Here is a 17,627-nt window from a genome sequence, read left to right on the forward strand (position 1 = left end):
ATTATCAGTATTCACTGAAATCAGTGCTTGTTACAGCCCGCGCACTGTTTGTTCTGGATCTGCTGGAAGAAGTCGTTGCCTTTGTCATCCACCAGGATAAACGCCGGGAAGTCTTCCACTTCGATTTTCCAGATGGCTTCCATACCCAGCTCAGGGTACTCCACCAGTTCAAGGCTCTTGATGCTGTTTTGCGCCAGCACCGCCGCCGGGCCGCCGATGCTGCCCAGGTAGAAGCCGCCGTGTTTGTGGCAGGCGTCCGTCACCTGTTGGCTGCGGTTGCCTTTGGCCAGCATGATCATGCTGCCGCCGTTGGCCTGCAGCTGATCCACGTAGGAATCCATGCGGCCTGCGGTGGTTGGGCCGAGGGAACCGGAGGCATAACCTTCTGGGGTTTTAGCCGGGCCAGCGTAGTAGATCGGGTGATCTTTCACGTACTGCGGAAGCGCTTCGCCGTTATCGAGGCGTTCTTTCAGCTTCGCGTGGGCAATGTCACGCGCCACGATGATGGTGCCGCTGAGCGACAGGCGAGTTGACACCGGGAAGTCGGACAGTTGAGCAAGGATCTCTTTCATCGGGCGGTTCAGGTTCACTTTCACCGCTTCGCCTTCCCCGGCCTGGCGCAGCTCTTCCGGGATGTATTTGCCCGGATTGCTTTCCAGCTTCTCAATCCAGATGCCGTCTTTGTTGATTTTCGCCTTGATGTTGCGGTCGGCGGAGCAGGAAACACCCATGCCGATTGGGCAGGAGGCGCCGTGGCGCGGCAGACGAACGACGCGGATATCGTGCGCAAAGTATTTGCCGCCGAACTGCGCGCCCAGGCCAAGCTTCTGCGCTTCTTCCAGCAGTTCTTGCTCAAGCTGGACGTCGCGGAACGCCTGGCCGTGCTCGTTGCCTTCGGTTGGCAGGCCGTCGTAGTAATGGGTCGACGCCAGCTTCACGGTTTTCAGCGTGGATTCAGCGGAAGTGCCGCCAATCACAAACGCGACGTGGTACGGCGGGCAGGCTGCGGTCCCTAAGGTGCGCATTTTCTCAACCAGGTAATTTTTCAGTTTCGCCGGGGTGATCAGCGCTTTGGTTTCCTGGTACAGATAAGTTTTGTTGGCGGAGCCGCCGCCTTTGGCAACGCACAGGAATTTGTATTCGTCGCCGTCCACGCTATAGAGGTCAATTTGTGCTGGCAGATTGGTGCTGGTGTTCACCTCTTTGTACATATCCAGCGCGGCGTTCTGGGAGTAACGCAGGTTGTCTTCGATGTAGGTGTTGTACACGCCCTGAGACAGCGCCGCTTCATCGCCGCCGCCGGTCCAGACGCGCTGGCCTTTTTTGCCCATGATGATGGCGGTGCCGGTGTCCTGGCAGGTCGGCAGAATGCCCTTGGCCGAGATGTCGGAATTACGCAGGAACTGCAGCGCAACGTATTTGTCGTTCTCGCTGGCTTCCGGGTCGCTCAGGATATCCGCCACCTGCTGCTGGTGTGCCGGGCGCAGCATAAACGCCGCATCGTGAAACGCCTGCTGAGCGAGCAGGGTCAGCGCCTGTGGCTCAACTTTAAGAATGGACTGGCCTTCAAATTCGCTGACGGAAACGTGGTCGCGGGTTAACAGATAGTATTCGGTGTCGTCATGCGCCAGGGGGAAGGGATTTTGGTAAACAAAAGGTTTGTTCGACATAGCTCGTTACTCCATAAAAATAAACCGCCGGAGGTTGCCCTCCAGCGGCTTTAAATCAGAACATCAGGGACATCCACGGATAACCAATCACCAGCAGCGCGACCAGGAACAGGCCACCGAAGATGGTGCCCAGGCGCCAGTAGTCTTTGGTTGGCAGGTAGCCGCTACCGTAGTAGATAGGGCTTGGGCCGGTGCCGTATGGGGTGATGATGCCCATGATACCCAGCGAGGTCACCATCAGCAGACAGAACACTTCCATATTCATGCCCGGAATGGTGGAGGCGATGGTCAGCATCGCCGGCAGCAGCGCGGTAGTATGCGCGGTGGTGCTCGCAAACAGGTAGTGCAGAAGGTAGAACGCCAGCAGCAAGACAATGGTCGCGGTGCCTGGGGCGATACCGGTCATCAGCGCGCCGCCTTCTTTACCCAGCCAGGAGATGAAGCCGGTAGAAGAGAGGCCATCGGCCAGGGCAACCAGGGTGGCGAACCAGACGAAGGTGTTCCACGCCGCTTTGTTATTGGTGATGTCGTTCCAGTTCAGAACGCCGGTCCACAGCATCAGCACGATAACCAGCAGAGCCGCGAGCGCAGGTTCAATCCAGCTTGCCGCGAAGATCCACATCACCAGCGCGGAGCAGACGAACACCAGCAGCAGGATTTCGTTGCGGGACAGTTTGCCCAGTTTTTCTAATTCACGGCTCGCCCATTTTGGCACTTCGTCGTTCACTTTCACTTCAGGCGGGTAGAGCCAGTAAGCCAGCAGCGGCATGGTCAGCAGTAACAGCAGGCCCAGCGGCAGGAAGGCGAGGAACCACATCCCCCAGGAGATGTTGATGCCGACGATGCTTTTCACCAGCGCCAGCGCCAGCAGGTTAGGGGCCAGTGCAGAAAGGAACATTGAGCTGGTGATACAGGCTGCGGTGATAGCCACCCACATCAGGTAAGAACCGATTTTACGCGCGCTTGGGTCGTTAGGTTTTGAGCCGTACAGCGGCGGCAGGTTAGCGATAATCGGGTAGATTGTCCCGCCGCTACGAGCGGTGTTGGACGGGGTAAACGGCGCCAGCAGCAGGTCGGCGAAGGCAATGGCGTAGCCCAGCGTCAGGCTGCGACGGCCAAGGTATTTCACCAGAATCAGCGCCAGGCGGCGGCCAAACTGGGTCTTATCGTAACCGGCAGCAAACATAAATGCGCCGAAGATAAGCCAGACGGTGGAGTTGCCGAAGCCGCTGACCGCCCATTTAAAGGAGGCTCCCGCCAGCTTGAATTTCGGGTCGGCCATTTGCTCCGGGCTGAACAGCAGCCACTGGCTACCGAGCGAAATGACGACGATCCCGGTCAGGCCGATAACGGCGCCCGGCAGAGGTTCGAAGATAAGCCCGACGATGACGCCGACGAAGACAGCGAAGAAGTGCCAGGCGTACGGCGGCAGGCCGTCCGGAACCGGAACCAGCATCAGCAAAAGCGCCACAATGATGGGCAGAGCCATCATCAGCCAATGTTTGTTGCTGCCTGCTTTTTTAGAGCTCTCTTTGAGCGGCGGTAGATTGGTGGTTATTACACTCATAATGACACCGTTATAAGGAGTTAAGGATTCGTTTTATATTTCCGCTTACTTTAGTTTTTAAACTTACTTTACTAATTAAATGTTCTTGGTTAGCGGTTGCGGAAATAGATATTCATCGCTTTTTATCGGCGGTGAATTAAATTTTATGGATAGTTATATATTGCGCTTTCGGGGTATATGACAATTGATCGAGATCAAAAAAACAGATTCTGATGATTCTTTTCGTAAAAAATAATAGTTCGCATTTTAGCAGGGTTATTTACGGTCAAAAGTTATCAGTTTGATCATTAAAAATGCGGTTCTCAGCTTCGTTTTTATGATTTTTGCTGACTCGATTCCGCTTAGCGCAAGGACTGGCGTGTGTTTGCGTGCTGCATCCGTGAGGTAACCAAAATGTTATATTAATTTAATAAGCTGTTATCTTTTATATTTTAATTAATAACACGTTGTGGGTAATTGTGTTATTACGGTTCTTCAATAGTTTTTAAACTAACGTAAATAGTTTGGTAACTAAAAATAGTCTTATATTGTTGATATGCGAAATGGCCAATAACCAGAACGAAAATAGTGCCAGCAACCGAATTCTCAGTTTTAAATTTTAAAGTTTGGAGTCGACATTATGAGCACCGACAAAAACATGTTAAGCCCATTTACTTTACCTAACGGTACGGCGTTAAAAAATCGCCTATTAATGGCACCGATGACCACCTGTACCGGGTATTTTGATGGCACCGTGACCGAAGAGCTGGTGGAGTACTACCGCGTCCGCGCCGGGAGCATCGGCACCATCGTGGTGGAATGCTGCTTTATCGACGATTTAGGCCTGGCCTTCCCTGGCGCTATCGGCATAGACACCGACGAAAAGATTGCCGGCCTGGCGAAAATCGCTAGCGCGATCAAGGCCGAAGGCTCCAGAGCCCTGCTGCAGATTTACCACGGCGGCCGCATGGTCGACCCTAAACTTATCGGTGGCCGCACGCCGGTTGGCCCGAGTGCGCTGGCCGCACCGCGTGATGGCGCTGCAACGCCGCGTGCCCTGACCACAGAAGAAGTGGCAGGCATGGTGACTAAATTTGGTGAGGCCGTTCGCCGCGCCATTCAGGCTGGTTTTGACGGCGTGGAAATCCACGGCGCGAACACCTACCTGATTCAACAGTTCTACTCCCCGAACTCAAATCAGCGTGACGACGAATGGGGTGGCAGCCGCGACAACCGTGCTAAATTCCCGCTCGCTGTGCTGGATATCACCCATCAGATGGTGCGCCAGTACGCCGACGATGCCTTCATCATCGGCTACCGCTTCTCTCCGGAAGAGCTGGAAGTGCCTGGGATTCGTTTCGACGACACCATGTATCTGCTGGAAAAACTGGCCGCGCGCGGTCTGGACTACCTGCACTTCTCGCTGGGTTACTCGCTGCGTCCGTCCATTAACGACACTACTGACCCGACGCCGCTGATCAACAAATACTGTGCAATGCGTTCCGACGCGCTGGCGCAGATCCCGGTGATGGGCGTGGGCGGTATCGTGAATGCTTCTGATGTGGAAACCGCGCTGGAGCACGGTTATGACCTGGTGGCCGTCGGCCGCGCCTGCATCGCCTACCCGGACTGGGCTGCCCGCATCGCCAACGGCGAAGTGCTGGATCTGTTTATCGACAGCACCAAACGTGAAGAGCTGACCATTCCTGAGCCGCTGTGGCGCTTCTCGCTGGTTGAGGCGATGATCCGTGACATGAGCATGGGCGGTGCTTCTAAATTTAAACCGGGTATTTTCGAAGAAACCGTCAGCGACGACGTCAACCAACTGGTGATTAACGTCAGCCTCGACAGCGATCGCATCGCTGATATCGCGCTGGCTGGTGGCCCACAGGACGACGTGGAGTTCACCACAAATTTCGAAGAGATTCGTACCCGTATCCTGACCGCCAACTCACCGTTTGTGGACGCCATTTCAGGTGCGACTTCCCAGAGCGAAGCGGTGAAAAAAGCCGTTTCTAAAGCGATGGTGAAATCCAGCAAACAGCAGGCCTTTGAAGAGAGCGGCGGCGTTAGCGCGCCGCAGAGCTACGACGTGGTTGTGGTCGGCAGCGGCGGTGCCGGTTTGGCGGCGGCGATTCAGGCCCATGACGAAGGTGCCAGCGTCCTCATCGTTGAGAAAATGCCGTCCATCGGCGGGAACACTGTTAAGGCATCTGCCGGCATGAACGCGGCGGAAACCCGCTTCCAGCGCGTTAAAGGTATTTTCGACAGCAAAGAGCTGTTCTATGCCGAAACCCTGAAAGGCGGCTACAACAAAAACAACCCAGAGCTGCTGCACCGCTTTGTGGAAAACGCCCCGCAGGCCATTGAGTGGCTGGCGGATCGCGGCATCATGCTGAACGACATCACCACCACCGGCGGGATGAGCATTGACCGTACCCACCGCCCACGTGATGGATCGGCGGTCGGCGGCTACCTGATCAGCGGCCTGCTGCGTAACATCAACAAACGCAGTATCGACGTGCTGATGGAAACGGCGGTAACGGAAATTCTGTTTGACCAGGGCGCGGTCAGCGGCGTGGCGCTGCTGACGGACGAAAACGAAGCGTTGACCATCCACGCGAAAAGCGTGATCGTGGCGACCGGCGGCTTCAGCGCCAACAGCTCGATGGTGGTGAAATACCGCCCGGATCTGGAAGGCTTTGTCACCACTAACCACAAAGGCGCCACGGGTGGCGGTATCGCGCTGCTGGAAAAACTGGGCGCAGGCACCGTGGATATGGGCGAAATTCAGATTCACCCAACCGTGGAGCAAACCACTTCGTACCTGATTTCCGAATCCATTCGCGGCGGCGGTGCCATCCTTGTGAATCAAAAAGGCAGCCGCTTCTTCAACGAAATGGAAACCCGCGATAAAGTGTCGGCGCAGATTATCGCGCTGCCGGAGAAATACGCTTACATCGTGTTCGACGAGAACGTTCGCACCAAAAACAAAGCGGCAGATGAATACATCGCCAAAGGCTTTGTGGTCAGCGCCGAAGGGCCTCGCGAACTGGCGGAGAAACTGGGGATGGATTACCACACCTTCCTCGCCACGCTTGAGCGTTACAACGGCTTCGTGGACAATCAGTACGACGAAGATTTTGGCCGTAAAACCGCGCTGCGTAACCCGATTAAAGATGGCCCGTTCCACGCCATCCGCATCGCCCCAGGGGTGCACCACACCATGGGCGGCGTGACCATCAACGCCGAAACCGAAGTGCTGGATAAACAGCATCAGGTTATCCCTGGCGCATTCGCGGCGGGTGAAGTGGCCGGGGGTATTCACGGCGGCAACCGCATCGGCGGTAACGCGGTGGCGGATATTATTGTCTTCGGTACCCTGGCGGGCCATCAGGCGGCAAGCTGGGCAAAACGCTAAGCCCGACTGCGCTCCGGCCTTTGCCGGGGCGCAACCTTTTCAGCAAAAGGAGCCCGCTATGTCACAACCCGAAGGTGTTTATGGCTACTCCGCCGTTTTAATGGGTTCGCCCATTCTCCTCAAGCTGTTCGAACCCAACGAAACCCTCGCCTCTCAGGTATTCCGCCTGATCAAACAATACGAAGATCTGCTCACCGTGAACCGGGCCGAATCCCAGGTGATGAGCATTAATCATGCCGCGGGCAAACATCCGGTTACCGTCAGCCGCCCGGTGTTTGAGCTGATCAAATGTGCCAAAGCCGCCAGCCAGTTTCCCGACAGTATTTTTAATCTGGCCATTGGCCCACTGGTGAAGCGCTGGAAGATTGGTTTCAAGGGTGACAGCGTTCCGCCGGCAGAGGATATCGCCGCGCTGCTGCCGCGCACGCAGCCGCATCAGGTGGTGCTGGACGAAGCCGAAGGCAGCGTTTATCTGGCACATAGCGGGATGGAAATAGATCTGGGCGCGATAGCCAAGGGCTACATTGCCGACCGGGTTCGTGACTTCCTGCAGCGGCAGGGTGTGGCGCAGGGGCTGATTAACCTCGGCGGCAACGTGCAGACGCTGGGCTCGCCGGAAGGCGGCTGGTCAATCGGGCTGAAAACGCCGTTTAGCGGCCCCGAAGAGATGCTGGGCGTGATTGAGGTGGCGAATAAATCGGTGGTGACGTCCGGTGTTTACGAGCGCTATTTCGAGCTGGACGGCAAACGCTATCACCATATTCTCGACCCGCACACGGGTTACCCGCTGGATAACGACCTGGATAGCGTGACAATAGTCTCGACTGACTCGCTGGACGGGGACATCTGGACAACGTTGATTTACGGGATGGGCATCGAAAAGGGCTGCGCCGTGCTGGCCAATCGCCCCGATATCGAGGCGATTTTTGTTACCAAACAGCGAGAGATTATTCTCTCTTCCGCCAGCCAGTTCCGCTTTACGTTACTGGATGACAGCTACCGGCTGATTACTGGCAGTACTGCTTGAGCAGGCCAAGCTGTTCTGCCTGCAGGCGATAGCGGTACACCGGGCGGCCGGTCATGCCGTAATGAATGCTGGTGAACAGAATATTGATCTGTGCCAGCCAGATCAGATATTTACGGCAGGAAACGCGAGAAATATTCACCGCCGCCGCCAGTTCATCGGTGGAGAACTCTTCCGTCGGGTGGGTGTCGATCCACTGGCAAATGGTGCGCAGCGTTTGCGGCGTCAGCCCCTTCGGCAGGCGCTTGGCGTCCGCCACCACCGGAGATCCACCGTGCAGCAGCCTGTCAACGTCCGCCTGCTCGTAATATTTGTGGGTGCCCATCAGGTTTTTCTTTTCACGCCAGTTGGTTAACGCTTCTTCAAAGCGCGGGAACTGGAACGGTTTGATCAGGTAATCCACCACGCCGTAGTGCATCGACTTCTGGATAGTCGCCGCGTCCGCCGCCGAGGAGATAACGATCACATCGATGGTTTTTCCCGCTTCACGCAGCGTCGGCAGCAGATCCAGGCCGTTGTCCTGCTGCATATACACGTCCAGCAGGATCAGATCTATTTTTAGCTCCGGGTTGCTGACCATCTCCCGCGCCTGTTTCAGCGTGGAGGCGGAACCGCAGCAGCTAAAGCCCGGGATTTGGCTGACGTAGGCGCGGTTAAGCTCCGCGACCATCGCATCATCATCAACAATTAAGACATTAATCACGTATTGTTCCTTTCACTATCCCAGGGTAACTGCACAAAGAATTGGGTGAAGACGCCGGGTTCTGACTCCACCTGAATGCTGCCGCCAAGGCGCTCAAGCTGCTGCCTGGCAAGGAACAACCCCACGCCACGCTGCTCGCCCTTGGTGGAGTAGCCTTTGTCAAAAATAGACTGAATACGGTCCGGTTCGATACCCGGCCCGTCGTCGCTGACTTCCACGCTCAGTACGCCGTTCTGGTAGTGCAGCAGCACGCCCACTTCCCCATCAGGCTGGTCGCCCATCGCATCCAGCGCGTTTTCTATCAGGTTGCCCAGCGCGGTAATCAGCGCCATTACCTGAAGCTCGTTCGGGTTGTCCGGCAGCTGGCATTCATCGGCAAGCGCCAGATGGTGGCCCGCTTCCCGCGCGCGGTTGATCTTGCCAATCAGGAACCCGGCAATCACCGGCGACTTAATTTTGCTCTGCAGCGTGCCAATTTCCGTCTGGTAATTGCTGGCGGTTTGCAGAATGTACTCTTCAAGCTTGTCGTAATGTTTAAGCTGCAGCAGGCCAAGGATGACGTGCAGCTTATTCATAAATTCGTGTGAGCGCTCGCGCAGCGCGTCGACATAATTCACCATGCCGTCTACACGCTGGGTCAACAAATTGATTTCAGTCTTGTCGCGGAAGGTGCTGATGGCGCCGATCACCTGATTATTTATACGAATTGGCACCGCATTACACAAGACCAGGCGGCCATAGCTGATGATTTGTCTGTCCTGAATTGGCGTGCCGGTGTGCAGCACTTCGCACAGCGTGGCCACCAGCGGCCCCGGCGGCACGGTTTTGCCGAGGCGGAAATCGTCCGGGGAGAGCAGCATTTTGCGCGCCGCGTGGTTGATAAGCGTCACCCGACCTTCGCGATCGACGGCAATAATGCCTTCTTTAACAGATTGCAGCATCGCCTGGCGCTGCTCGAACAGCGCGGAGATTTCATACGGCTCGAAGCCGAACAGAATGCGTTTCAGCACCCGCACCAGCACCCAGGTGCCGAGTGAGCCAAACAGGGCGCTAAATAACACCGTCCAGAGCACGCTCCAGCGGCTCTTGCTGATCTGCTCATCCACTTTGCTCAGCGAAATGCCGATAGCGACCACGCCTATCTGCTTATGCTGTTCGTTATAGACCGGCGTAAAGACACGCAGGGCTTCCGCCAGTACGCCGTGGTTGATCGAAACATTCTCTTTGCCTTCCAGCGCCGGGAAAATGTCGTCGCCAATAAAATGCGAGCCAATATTGCCGGGTTTGGGGTGCGAGTAGCGAATGCCGTTCATGTCGGTCACCACCACGAACAGCAGGTCGTTACGCTCCTGCACGCGGGAGGCCACGGGCGGAATAATGTCTTTACTGTGGGGCTGCGTCAGGCCGTATTTGATCGTCGGATCGTCGGCCAGAGTTCTCGCCACCGCCAGCGCGGTGTCTTTCAGGCCGCTGCGGGTGGCGTTGCTGATCTGGATAAAGTACAGCGCGTAAACCACAAGCAGCACCGAGCCGATAACGGCGCACAGCATCAGCGTCACCGAGGTGCTCAGTTTCATCGGGCGTTTGGCCGTCGTTTGCGGGGGCTTTGTCTCGCTCATGGTTGTTCCGGTCCGGGGCGCAAACGGTGATTATCGCCGATGGAACCGGATTGTAAAAGCCGTGTCAGAGGTAGCGGCCAATATACCTCTGCGGGGAAACGCCCAGCTTTTTCCGGAACATAGCAATAAACGCGCTGCTGCTGGCGTAGCCGAGCGTACTGGAGAGATTGCTGATGGTGGTGCCGCGTGCAAGATGGCAGACCGCTTCCACCAGATGCATTTGTTGCCGCCATTCGGTAAAGCTGAGCTGCGTTTCTTCCCGAAACAGCCTCGCCAGGGTTCTTTCGCTCGCGCCCACCTGTTTGCCCCACCAGACCAGGGTTTCCCGTTGAGAAAGGTCGCTGCACAACGCATCGCAAAGCTGGCGAATACGCCTGTCGTGCGGGAGGGTGATATGACACAGGGCAATGTCCTGCAGGCGCAGCAGCTCATTGTGCAGCAGGTCGTGCAATAACTGGCTACGCTGAGGATCGGTGGGTTTTTCCAGGCCCGCGGCGGTCAGGGACTGAAACAGCGGCGTGACGGCCAGGCTGCGGCTGTGGCGGCTGAACGCGGCAGAAGCGGCAGGCGTCATGTAGAGATTGTGGGTGACCACATTGCCGATGGCTTCCAGGCCATGAGGCAGGCGTCCGGGCAGCCAAAGCGCGTGGCCAGGGGCGACCACCCAGACGTTTTGCTCGCTGCGGATTTTTGCCACGCCGCTGACCGGGTAAATCAGCTGACCCTGTTCGTGGGCGTGAAACGGCTCCTGGCTTCCTGCGCTATAATGGAGTTCTCGTACTTCCAGAAACGCTTCCTGCGGACTCTGCTGTGTGAATTGTTTTATCATTTGTTGCCTGCCGTTCGTCCGATTCTCGCCATTTCATGATGCAGTAGCGCGTTAAGACAATCTCTGTCCGCTTTGCGATATCTCTCCATCAGGTCGCGCTATTCTGCCACGAGTGCTCTTCTCTTTTAAAGGTGAATAATTATCATTTCGATCCTCTTCTTATAACATGATACGGTCGATATGAAACAGGGCGGATGGGTAAACGGGAACATGCCTTTAAAGGCGTTAAGTTGTGCGGTCTTTGCGGCGTGCGCGGGCTTTGCCCATGCAGCGGACAAACCGGCGGCACAGGACAGCACGATGGTTGTTACGGCCGCGGCGCCTTCATCTTCCGGCCAGGAAGATGAAACCAATGTGGTGGCACATGAAGCGGTAGCGGGGACGAAATCCAGCTCGCTGATTAGCCGCACGCCGCAGAGTATTTCGGTAGTGACGCAGGCGCAAATCGCGGCCATGGCGGCAAAAAATATTCCCCAGACGCTGCGCTACGTCGCGGGTGTCTCGTCGGAAGATGCCGGCCCGGATACCCGCTTTGACACCATCATGGTGCGTGGCTTTGAAGCCGACGAATATCTGGACGGCCTGCGCCTGCCGCGTGAAGCCTGGTGGAGCCGCCCGGCGTGGGATCCGTTCCTGCTCTCCCGCATTGAAGTGGTCAAAGGCCCGGCTTCGGTGCTCTACGGCCAGGCGAATCCTGGCGGCGTGGTGAATCTTGTCAGCAAAACGCCGCAGGCCCAGCCGGGTGGCCAGGTTTATGTCAGCGCCGGAAATAACAGCCAGTTTGGCACCGGGTTTGACGTCACCGGCCCGCTGACCGACAGCAAAGAGTGGCTTGGCCGCGTGGCGGGTACCTTCTTTGACACCAGAACTCAGGTCGATCACACCCGCTACCAGCACTACGACATCGCTCCGTCCGTGACCTGGCAGCCAAACGATCGCACCAGCCTGACGCTGCTGGCCCAGCTGCGCCAGGATCCTGACACCGGCTTCTATAACATGCTGCCGGTGAAGGGCACGCTGGTGAATAACCCGAATGGCAATATCGGCACCCATTTCTACGGCGGCCAGCCGGGCTTTGATACCTACACTCGCAGGCAGGGCAGCATCGGCTATCAGTTCCGTACCGAATTGAACGATAACATTACGCTGCGCCAGAACGTGCGCTACATCAGCAGCAGCGCCGATTACCGCATGGTGTATCCGTTCGGGACTTACCCGACTCAGCCGCTGGTTGATCGCTACTCGATGAATCTCACCGAGACGATGAGCAACTTTGCGGCGGATAACCAGGGTGAGTTCCGCTTTGATACCGGCCCGGTATCGCACACCGCGCTGCTGGGTGTGGACGTGATGCATTCCTCGGTGCGCAGCCAGGCGGGCTACGGCGATGCCTCGCCGCTGAATTACCTCAACCCGGACTACAGCACGCCGGTGGAGGTTCCTGCGTTCACCAGTAACAGCCATTCGACGATGGATCAAACGGGGCTGTACCTGCAGGACCAGCTGGCGCTGGACAACTGGGTGATGAGCCTGGCGGGGCGCTACGACAGCGCGCAGACCAAAGCGACCAACCTGCTGGACGGTACTCACCAGACGCGCAACGACTACGCCACCACCGGCCGCGCGGGGCTGCTGTACCACTTTGATAACGGCATTGCGCCGTACATCAGTTACTCGACCTCGTTTGTGCCGAGTGCCGGCACCGACTTTAACGGCAATGCGTTTAAGCCAACCAAAGGCAAGCAGACCGAAGTCGGGCTGAAATACGATCCGGTCGGGATGGACGCGTTGTTTACCCTGGCGCTGTTCGATCTGCGTCAGACTAACGTCGCCACGCCGGATCCCGACCATGTGAACTACAGCGTGCAGACCGGGGAGATCCGCTCGCGGGGGATCGAGCTGGAAGGGAAAGTGAACGTCACACCAGCCTGGCAGATCCTTGCGTCTTACTCGCTGACCGACCCGGAAGTGCTGAAGGCGAATGACGGCAGCGAAGGCAAGCACCCGATGGGCATTTCACGTAACCTGGCTAAGCTCTGGAGCCAGTACGCGTTCAGCGGCCCGCTCGATGGTTTCTCCCTCGGCGGCGGCGTGCGCTATGTCGGCCCAAGCTATGCGACAACGGATAACTCGCTGCAGGTGCCGGGAGCGACAGTATATGACGCCCGCATCGGCTGGCAGTATCGCCAGTGGCAGGTTGCCCTTAACGCCGCCAACCTGACGAACAAAACCTACCTCGCTGCCTGTCAGAACAACGGCTGTGAGTACGCGGTTAAGCGTCAGTACGTGGCTACCTTAAGCTACCAGTGGTAAGCGAATGCTTTCTCGCAGACGTTTACTGACCTTTGCGCTGGCCGCCCCGTTTATCGGGGCGGCTGGTGCCGTTTCCGGGCCACCGCAGCGCCTGGCAGTACTGGACTGGGGGCTGACCGAGCTGATTCTGGCGCTCGGCGTGACGCCGCAGTCGGTATCGGCACCCGACTGGTACCGCAAGCTGATAGGCACGCCGGAGCTGCCCGCCAGCGTGGTGGATATTGGCCTGCTGTTTCAGCCAAACCTCGAAACTCTGTATGCGCTGAAGCCCGATCTGATCGTTATCACGCCGGGCCATATGCTGCTTAAGCCGCAGCTGGAGCGTATCGCGCCCACGCTGACTCTGCCGACCGGCAGCCTCACCGAATGGCAAATTTCCCTCGATAAGCTGGCTGTTGTACTCCAGCGCCAGGTACAGGCTCATGCGGTCAGAGCAGCCTTTGAACAGGCTGCGCTTCGCGCCAGAGCATCTGCCTCGGCTTATCAACGCCCGCTGTTTATCGCCACGCCGGTAGACGCGCTGCATATGCGGCTTTACGGCGCGGGCAGCCTCGCCGGAGATGTGCTGTCTCGCTGTGGTTTCAGCAATGCCTGGCGCGGCGGCGTTAACGCGCAAGGCGAGGCGATGGTCGAACTGACGCGCATTGGTGCAGAAAATGCAGGACTGATTCTTTTGCCGGAGGACGGGCAATTACCGCAGATCCAACGCTGGCAAAGCTCACTGCTTTGGCAGCGCCTGCCGCTCACCTCTCAGACTCAGCTGGCCTTCCCGGCGCAAAAATTTAATTCCGGCGGCGCGCTCGTGACGGCCACGCGCATTGCCGAAGCATTGGGGCAAATCGTGGCGGGGTGGCAGCATGGCTGAGACGGGAAAAACGACGGCTTCCTGGCTGCTGATTGCCGTGCTTTGGTTGGCGAGTATCGTCATGGCGATGCAAGACGTGGCGCAGCAGGGCGGACTTCTTCACGGCCTGAACGTGCTGTTTAGCTCGCAAATACCTGACGCGCAGGCGGTGATCCTGCACTCCATGTGGTTCCCACGCCAGGTGATGGCCTGGCTCGGTGGTGCCGTGCTGGCTCTTTGTGGCTGGCTGATGCAGCGGGCGCTGCGCAATCCGCTGGCGGAGCCCATTACTCTCGGCATGACGTCCGGTGCGACGCTGGCTTTGGGCGTGGCGTCGATGTGGTTCCCGGCGACGCTGCTCTCTGCGCGAACCGGCATAGTGATTGCCGGTGAAGTTGTCGCCTTGCTGTTGGTTTTACTGCTCTCCTGGCGGCAGCGCCTTTCGCCTTTGGTGATGATTCAGGCGGGGATGCTGGTCAACCTGTGGTGCGGTTCGCTGACCATGATCATGGCGGTGATCAACGACCGTTTTCTGCTTTCGGTGCTGATGTGGGGCGGAGGTTCGCTGGCGCAGCAGGACTGGGGCGGCGTGACGGCGATACTGCCCTGGCTTGGGCTGTGCAGTCTGGCTTTATTGCTGTTGCTGCGCCCGCTGGCGCTACTCAGGTTGCCGGAAGCGATGGTGAGCAGCTTAGGCGCATCTCCGCTGCTGATCCGTTCGGCGGCGATGGCGCTGATGATGAGCGCCTTAATCATCAATAGCGTCGGGGTGATTGGTTTTATCGGCCTGGCCGCTCCGCACCTGGCGCGCTCAGGCGGGGCGCGTACCACGAGGCAAATGCTTTGCCATTCACTGCTTATCGGCGCCGGTTTGCTGTGGTTCACCGATCTGTGTGTCAGCCGTATCACGCTGCTGGACGGGCAGTTGCTGCCGGTGGGGATGTTAACTGCCCTGACCGGCGGGCCACTACTGATCCTGCTTGCGGGCAAGGCTCGGCACCAGGTGCTGGACACCACGCCTTCGGCTTACGAAGGCGAAGCGGGCGGCGTGCGCTTCCCGGCGGGCATGGCTTTTGTGCTGCTGCTGGTGGCTATTGTGCTGTCATTGTTTGTCGGCCAGGGGCTGCACGGCTGGCACTGGACGACCCTTGCGGAACAGTCCGCTCTGTTGCCGGTGCGCCTGCCGCGCCTGCTGGCGGCATTGAGTGCCGGAGCTTTGCTTGCAGCCGCGGGTGTGTTGATGCAGCGCGTCAGCGGCAACCCGCTGGCAAGCCCGGAGATCCTCGGCATCGGCGGCGGGGCGGCGATGGGTGTGACGGCATTTCTGCTGCTGGTCCCGACGGGGGGAACCGGGCTGATGATCCTCAGCAGCGCCGCCGGGGCGCTGATTAGCCTGCTGGTGACGCTGTGGAGCAGCCGTCAGAGCGCCTTTAACCCGCAGCGGGTACTGCTCAACGGCCTGGCGCTGAACGCGTTGTTCCAGGCCATAGCCAGTATCGTGATGCTCAATAACCGCCAGGCCAGTTCGATGCTGCTGCAGCTGATGACCGGCAGCACCTACTATGTCAATAACGGCATCGCCATCGGCGTGTTCTTCGCCATGTTGCTGCTGCTGGCGGTTTCTCCGCTGTGCAAACGCTGGCTGCTACTGCTGCCACTCGGGCAGGTGAGCGGCTCGCTGGGCGTGAATGTCGCCAGGGCCAGGATTAGCGTGCTGACGCTGGCCGCACTGATGACCGGGCTGGCTACGCTGATCGTCGGGCCGGTGTCGTTTGTCGGGCTGCTGGGGCCGCATCTGGCGCGAAAAGCCGGCGCGAAACGCCCGATGGCGCAGTTGTTCACCGCCGCGCTGCTGTCCGCGCTGATTATGGTGCTGGCGGACTGGATGGGCCGCAATTTTCTGTATCCGCGTCAGTTGCCCGTGGGGCTGGTGGCGTCGCTGGTCGGCGTACCGCTGCTGGTATGGCCGCTGATCCGTAGCCGGGCGCATACACATCAACAATAGCGCCGGCAGAGTAATGTCGAAAAGGAAGTAACAATGTCTCTGTTAATGATGCTGTTTCGCCTGGTGGGCGGCTGGCTGGTGCTGGCGGCGTTTGCCAGCGTGGTCAGCGGGTTAAGCAACGCTTCGCTGCTGGCGGTGATTAACCATAGCCTGACGCTGCCGCCCGATGGGTTGGCCGATGTGGCACTGAAGTTTGTGCTGCTGGCCGCGTTAATGCTGGGCACCCGCGTGCTGGCCGAAACGTTGTTTATGTGGCTCGGACAAAAAGTGAAGGCCACGCTGCGCAAAGACGTGGTGAATCATGTCAGCGAAACCGCCTGGGCGCAGCTGGAGAAAACCGGTATGGCAAAGGCGGTGTCCATCCTGACCCAGGATCTCGACACGCTGGTGGTCTTTTTCGTCAGCCTCCCGGGGTTGCTTATCTACGGGGCGGCGATTGTCGGCTGCCTGATTTACCTCGGCACGCTATCGTGGCAGGTCCTGCTGCTGGCGCTGCTGGTGCTTGGCCTGGGGGCGATGGGTTACCGCGCCGCCCACGGCAAAGCGCTGGGGCTGCTGCGCAGTTCTCGGCAGCGGGAAGATACGCTGATTGCCCAGTGTAAAAAACTGTTCGATGGCGGGCGTGAGTTTCGCCTGAACCCGTCGCGCAGGCGGCACTTTGTCGATGGGCCGCTGAGCGAGAATATCGAGGCGGTGCGTATCGAACGTACTCGCGGGTATGTGTTTTACGGCCTGGCGAAAAGCTGGGGCAGCGTGCTGTTCTTCGCGTTTATCGGCGTGGTGCTGTACTGGTTACGGGAGTCGCTGGCATTGAGTTCGGCGGTGATGACCGGCTACACGATGATTTTTCTGTACATGATCGTGCCGGTAGAAGGCGTTTTGTCGGCGCTGCCGACGGTGACCAGCGCCCGCATCGCGCTCCAGCGAATCGCCCAGCTTAAAACCGACCTGCCGCAGGAAAAGCTGCTGCCGCTGAAAAGCCTGCCCCGTTTCGACAGCCTCGAGCTGGCCGATATTCGCTACGAATATCAGGGCGAAGAGGGGGAACGTTTTACCCTCGGGCCGCTAAATCTTCGTTTCACCCAGGGCGAGCTGGTCTTTCTGGTGGGCGGTAATGGCAGCGGGAAAACCACGCTGGCAAACTTGCTGGTGGGCCTTTATCCGCCGGACAGCGGCGACCTTCGACTTAACGGCAGGCTGATAACGCCCGAGCAGCGTGAAATCTACCGCCAGCATTTCGCCGTGGTATTCAATGATTTCTTCCTGTTTGATGACGTGGATAATGTCCACGAGCGCACGGCTGACCAGGTGGACAAGCTGCTGCATCTGTTGAAGCTCGACCACAAAGTAGCCTTCCGGGGTGGGCGTTTCTCGACCACGGCGCTGTCTCAGGGGCAGCGTAAACGCCTCGCCCTGCTACAGGCGTGGCTGGAAAACCGGCCTTTTTATCTGTTTGACGAATGGGCGGCGGATCAGGATCCCGGCTTTAAAGAGGTGTTCTACAAAGTGCTGCTGCCGATGCTGAAAGCAGAAGGAAAAACGGTGCTCGCTATTACCCACGATGACCGCTATTTCCCGCTGGCGGACAGATTGATCAAACTGGAGTCCGGGCAAGTGGTGGCAGACAGCTTACTCAGGCCGCTGTCTGCCTGA

At 58.1% G+C, this 17,627-nt stretch carries 11 protein-coding genes; 6 read left to right on the top strand and 5 right to left on the bottom strand.

Going from position 1 to position 17,627, the window contains the following annotated elements; genetic code table 11:
• Window positions 1-20 precede the first annotated feature (20 nt).
• Both fumA and B9Y90_RS04265 read right to left on the bottom strand, forming a co-directional pair.
• On the bottom strand, window positions 21-1,670 hold the full coding sequence (gene fumA / locus B9Y90_RS04260; protein ID WP_085540329.1) for a class I fumarate hydratase FumA: 1,650 nt from the start codon (window positions 1,668-1,670) through the stop codon (window positions 21-23).
• 55 nt (window positions 1,671-1,725) lie between these two features.
• A complete protein-coding gene (locus B9Y90_RS04265) occupies window positions 1,726-3,237 on the bottom strand; it encodes a DASS family sodium-coupled anion symporter (RefSeq protein ID WP_085540330.1) in 1,512 nt (503 codons plus the stop codon).
• 619 nt (window positions 3,238-3,856) lie between these two features.
• Here B9Y90_RS04265 and B9Y90_RS04270 point away from each other — a divergent pair.
• Both B9Y90_RS04270 and B9Y90_RS04275 read left to right on the top strand, forming a co-directional pair.
• Window positions 3,857-6,637, top strand: a complete 2,781-nt coding sequence (locus B9Y90_RS04270) for a flavocytochrome c (protein ID WP_085540331.1) — start codon at window positions 3,857-3,859, stop codon at window positions 6,635-6,637.
• 58 nt (window positions 6,638-6,695) lie between these two features.
• Window positions 6,696-7,664, top strand: coding sequence for an FAD:protein FMN transferase (locus tag B9Y90_RS04275; protein WP_085540332.1), 969 nt, complete (start codon window positions 6,696-6,698; stop codon window positions 7,662-7,664).
• Here B9Y90_RS04275 and dcuR read toward each other — a convergent pair.
• The 3 genes from dcuR to B9Y90_RS04290 all read right to left on the bottom strand — a co-directional run bounded on the left by dcuR (window position 7,645) and on the right by B9Y90_RS04290 (window position 10,812).
• Window positions 7,645-8,364 (bottom strand): two-component system response regulator DcuR, encoded by a 720-nt coding sequence (dcuR, locus tag B9Y90_RS04280; RefSeq protein WP_008454417.1) that lies wholly within the window; start codon window positions 8,362-8,364, stop codon window positions 7,645-7,647. The two genes, B9Y90_RS04275 and dcuR, sit on opposite strands and share 20 nt — an antisense overlap.
• Window positions 8,361-9,983, bottom strand: coding sequence for a sensor histidine kinase (locus B9Y90_RS04285; RefSeq protein ID WP_085540333.1), 1,623 nt, complete (start codon window positions 9,981-9,983; stop codon window positions 8,361-8,363). The genes dcuR and B9Y90_RS04285 overlap by 4 nt, the downstream gene beginning before the upstream one ends.
• A 64-nt stretch (window positions 9,984-10,047) precedes the next feature.
• On the bottom strand, window positions 10,048-10,812 hold the full coding sequence (locus tag B9Y90_RS04290; protein WP_085540334.1) for an AraC family transcriptional regulator: 765 nt from the start codon (window positions 10,810-10,812) through the stop codon (window positions 10,048-10,050).
• A 180-nt stretch (window positions 10,813-10,992) separates the two neighbouring features.
• Between B9Y90_RS04290 and B9Y90_RS04295 the strand changes: the two genes are divergently transcribed.
• From B9Y90_RS04295 to B9Y90_RS04310, 4 genes are read left to right on the top strand one after another with little or no spacing between them, the layout of a single operon-like run.
• Window positions 10,993-13,125 (top strand): TonB-dependent siderophore receptor, encoded by a 2,133-nt coding sequence (locus B9Y90_RS04295; RefSeq protein WP_085540335.1) that lies wholly within the window; start codon window positions 10,993-10,995, stop codon window positions 13,123-13,125.
• 4 nt (window positions 13,126-13,129) lie between these two features.
• Window positions 13,130-13,990 (top strand): ABC transporter substrate-binding protein, encoded by an 861-nt coding sequence (locus B9Y90_RS04300; protein ID WP_085540336.1) that lies wholly within the window; start codon window positions 13,130-13,132, stop codon window positions 13,988-13,990.
• Entirely contained in the window at window positions 13,983-15,974 is a 1,992-nt protein-coding gene (gene fhuB / locus B9Y90_RS04305; protein WP_085540337.1) for a Fe(3+)-hydroxamate ABC transporter permease FhuB, read from the top strand. The genes B9Y90_RS04300 and fhuB overlap by 8 nt, the downstream gene beginning before the upstream one ends.
• 33 nt (window positions 15,975-16,007) lie before the next feature.
• The gene (locus tag B9Y90_RS04310; RefSeq protein WP_085540338.1) at window positions 16,008-17,627 is read left to right on the top strand and encodes a cyclic peptide export ABC transporter; all 1,620 of its coding nucleotides are present in this window, start codon (window positions 16,008-16,010) and stop codon (window positions 17,625-17,627) included.

The organism is Cedecea sp. NFIX57, assembly GCF_900177785.1.
Lineage (GTDB): Bacteria > Pseudomonadota > Gammaproteobacteria > Enterobacterales > Enterobacteriaceae > Cedecea > Cedecea neteri_C.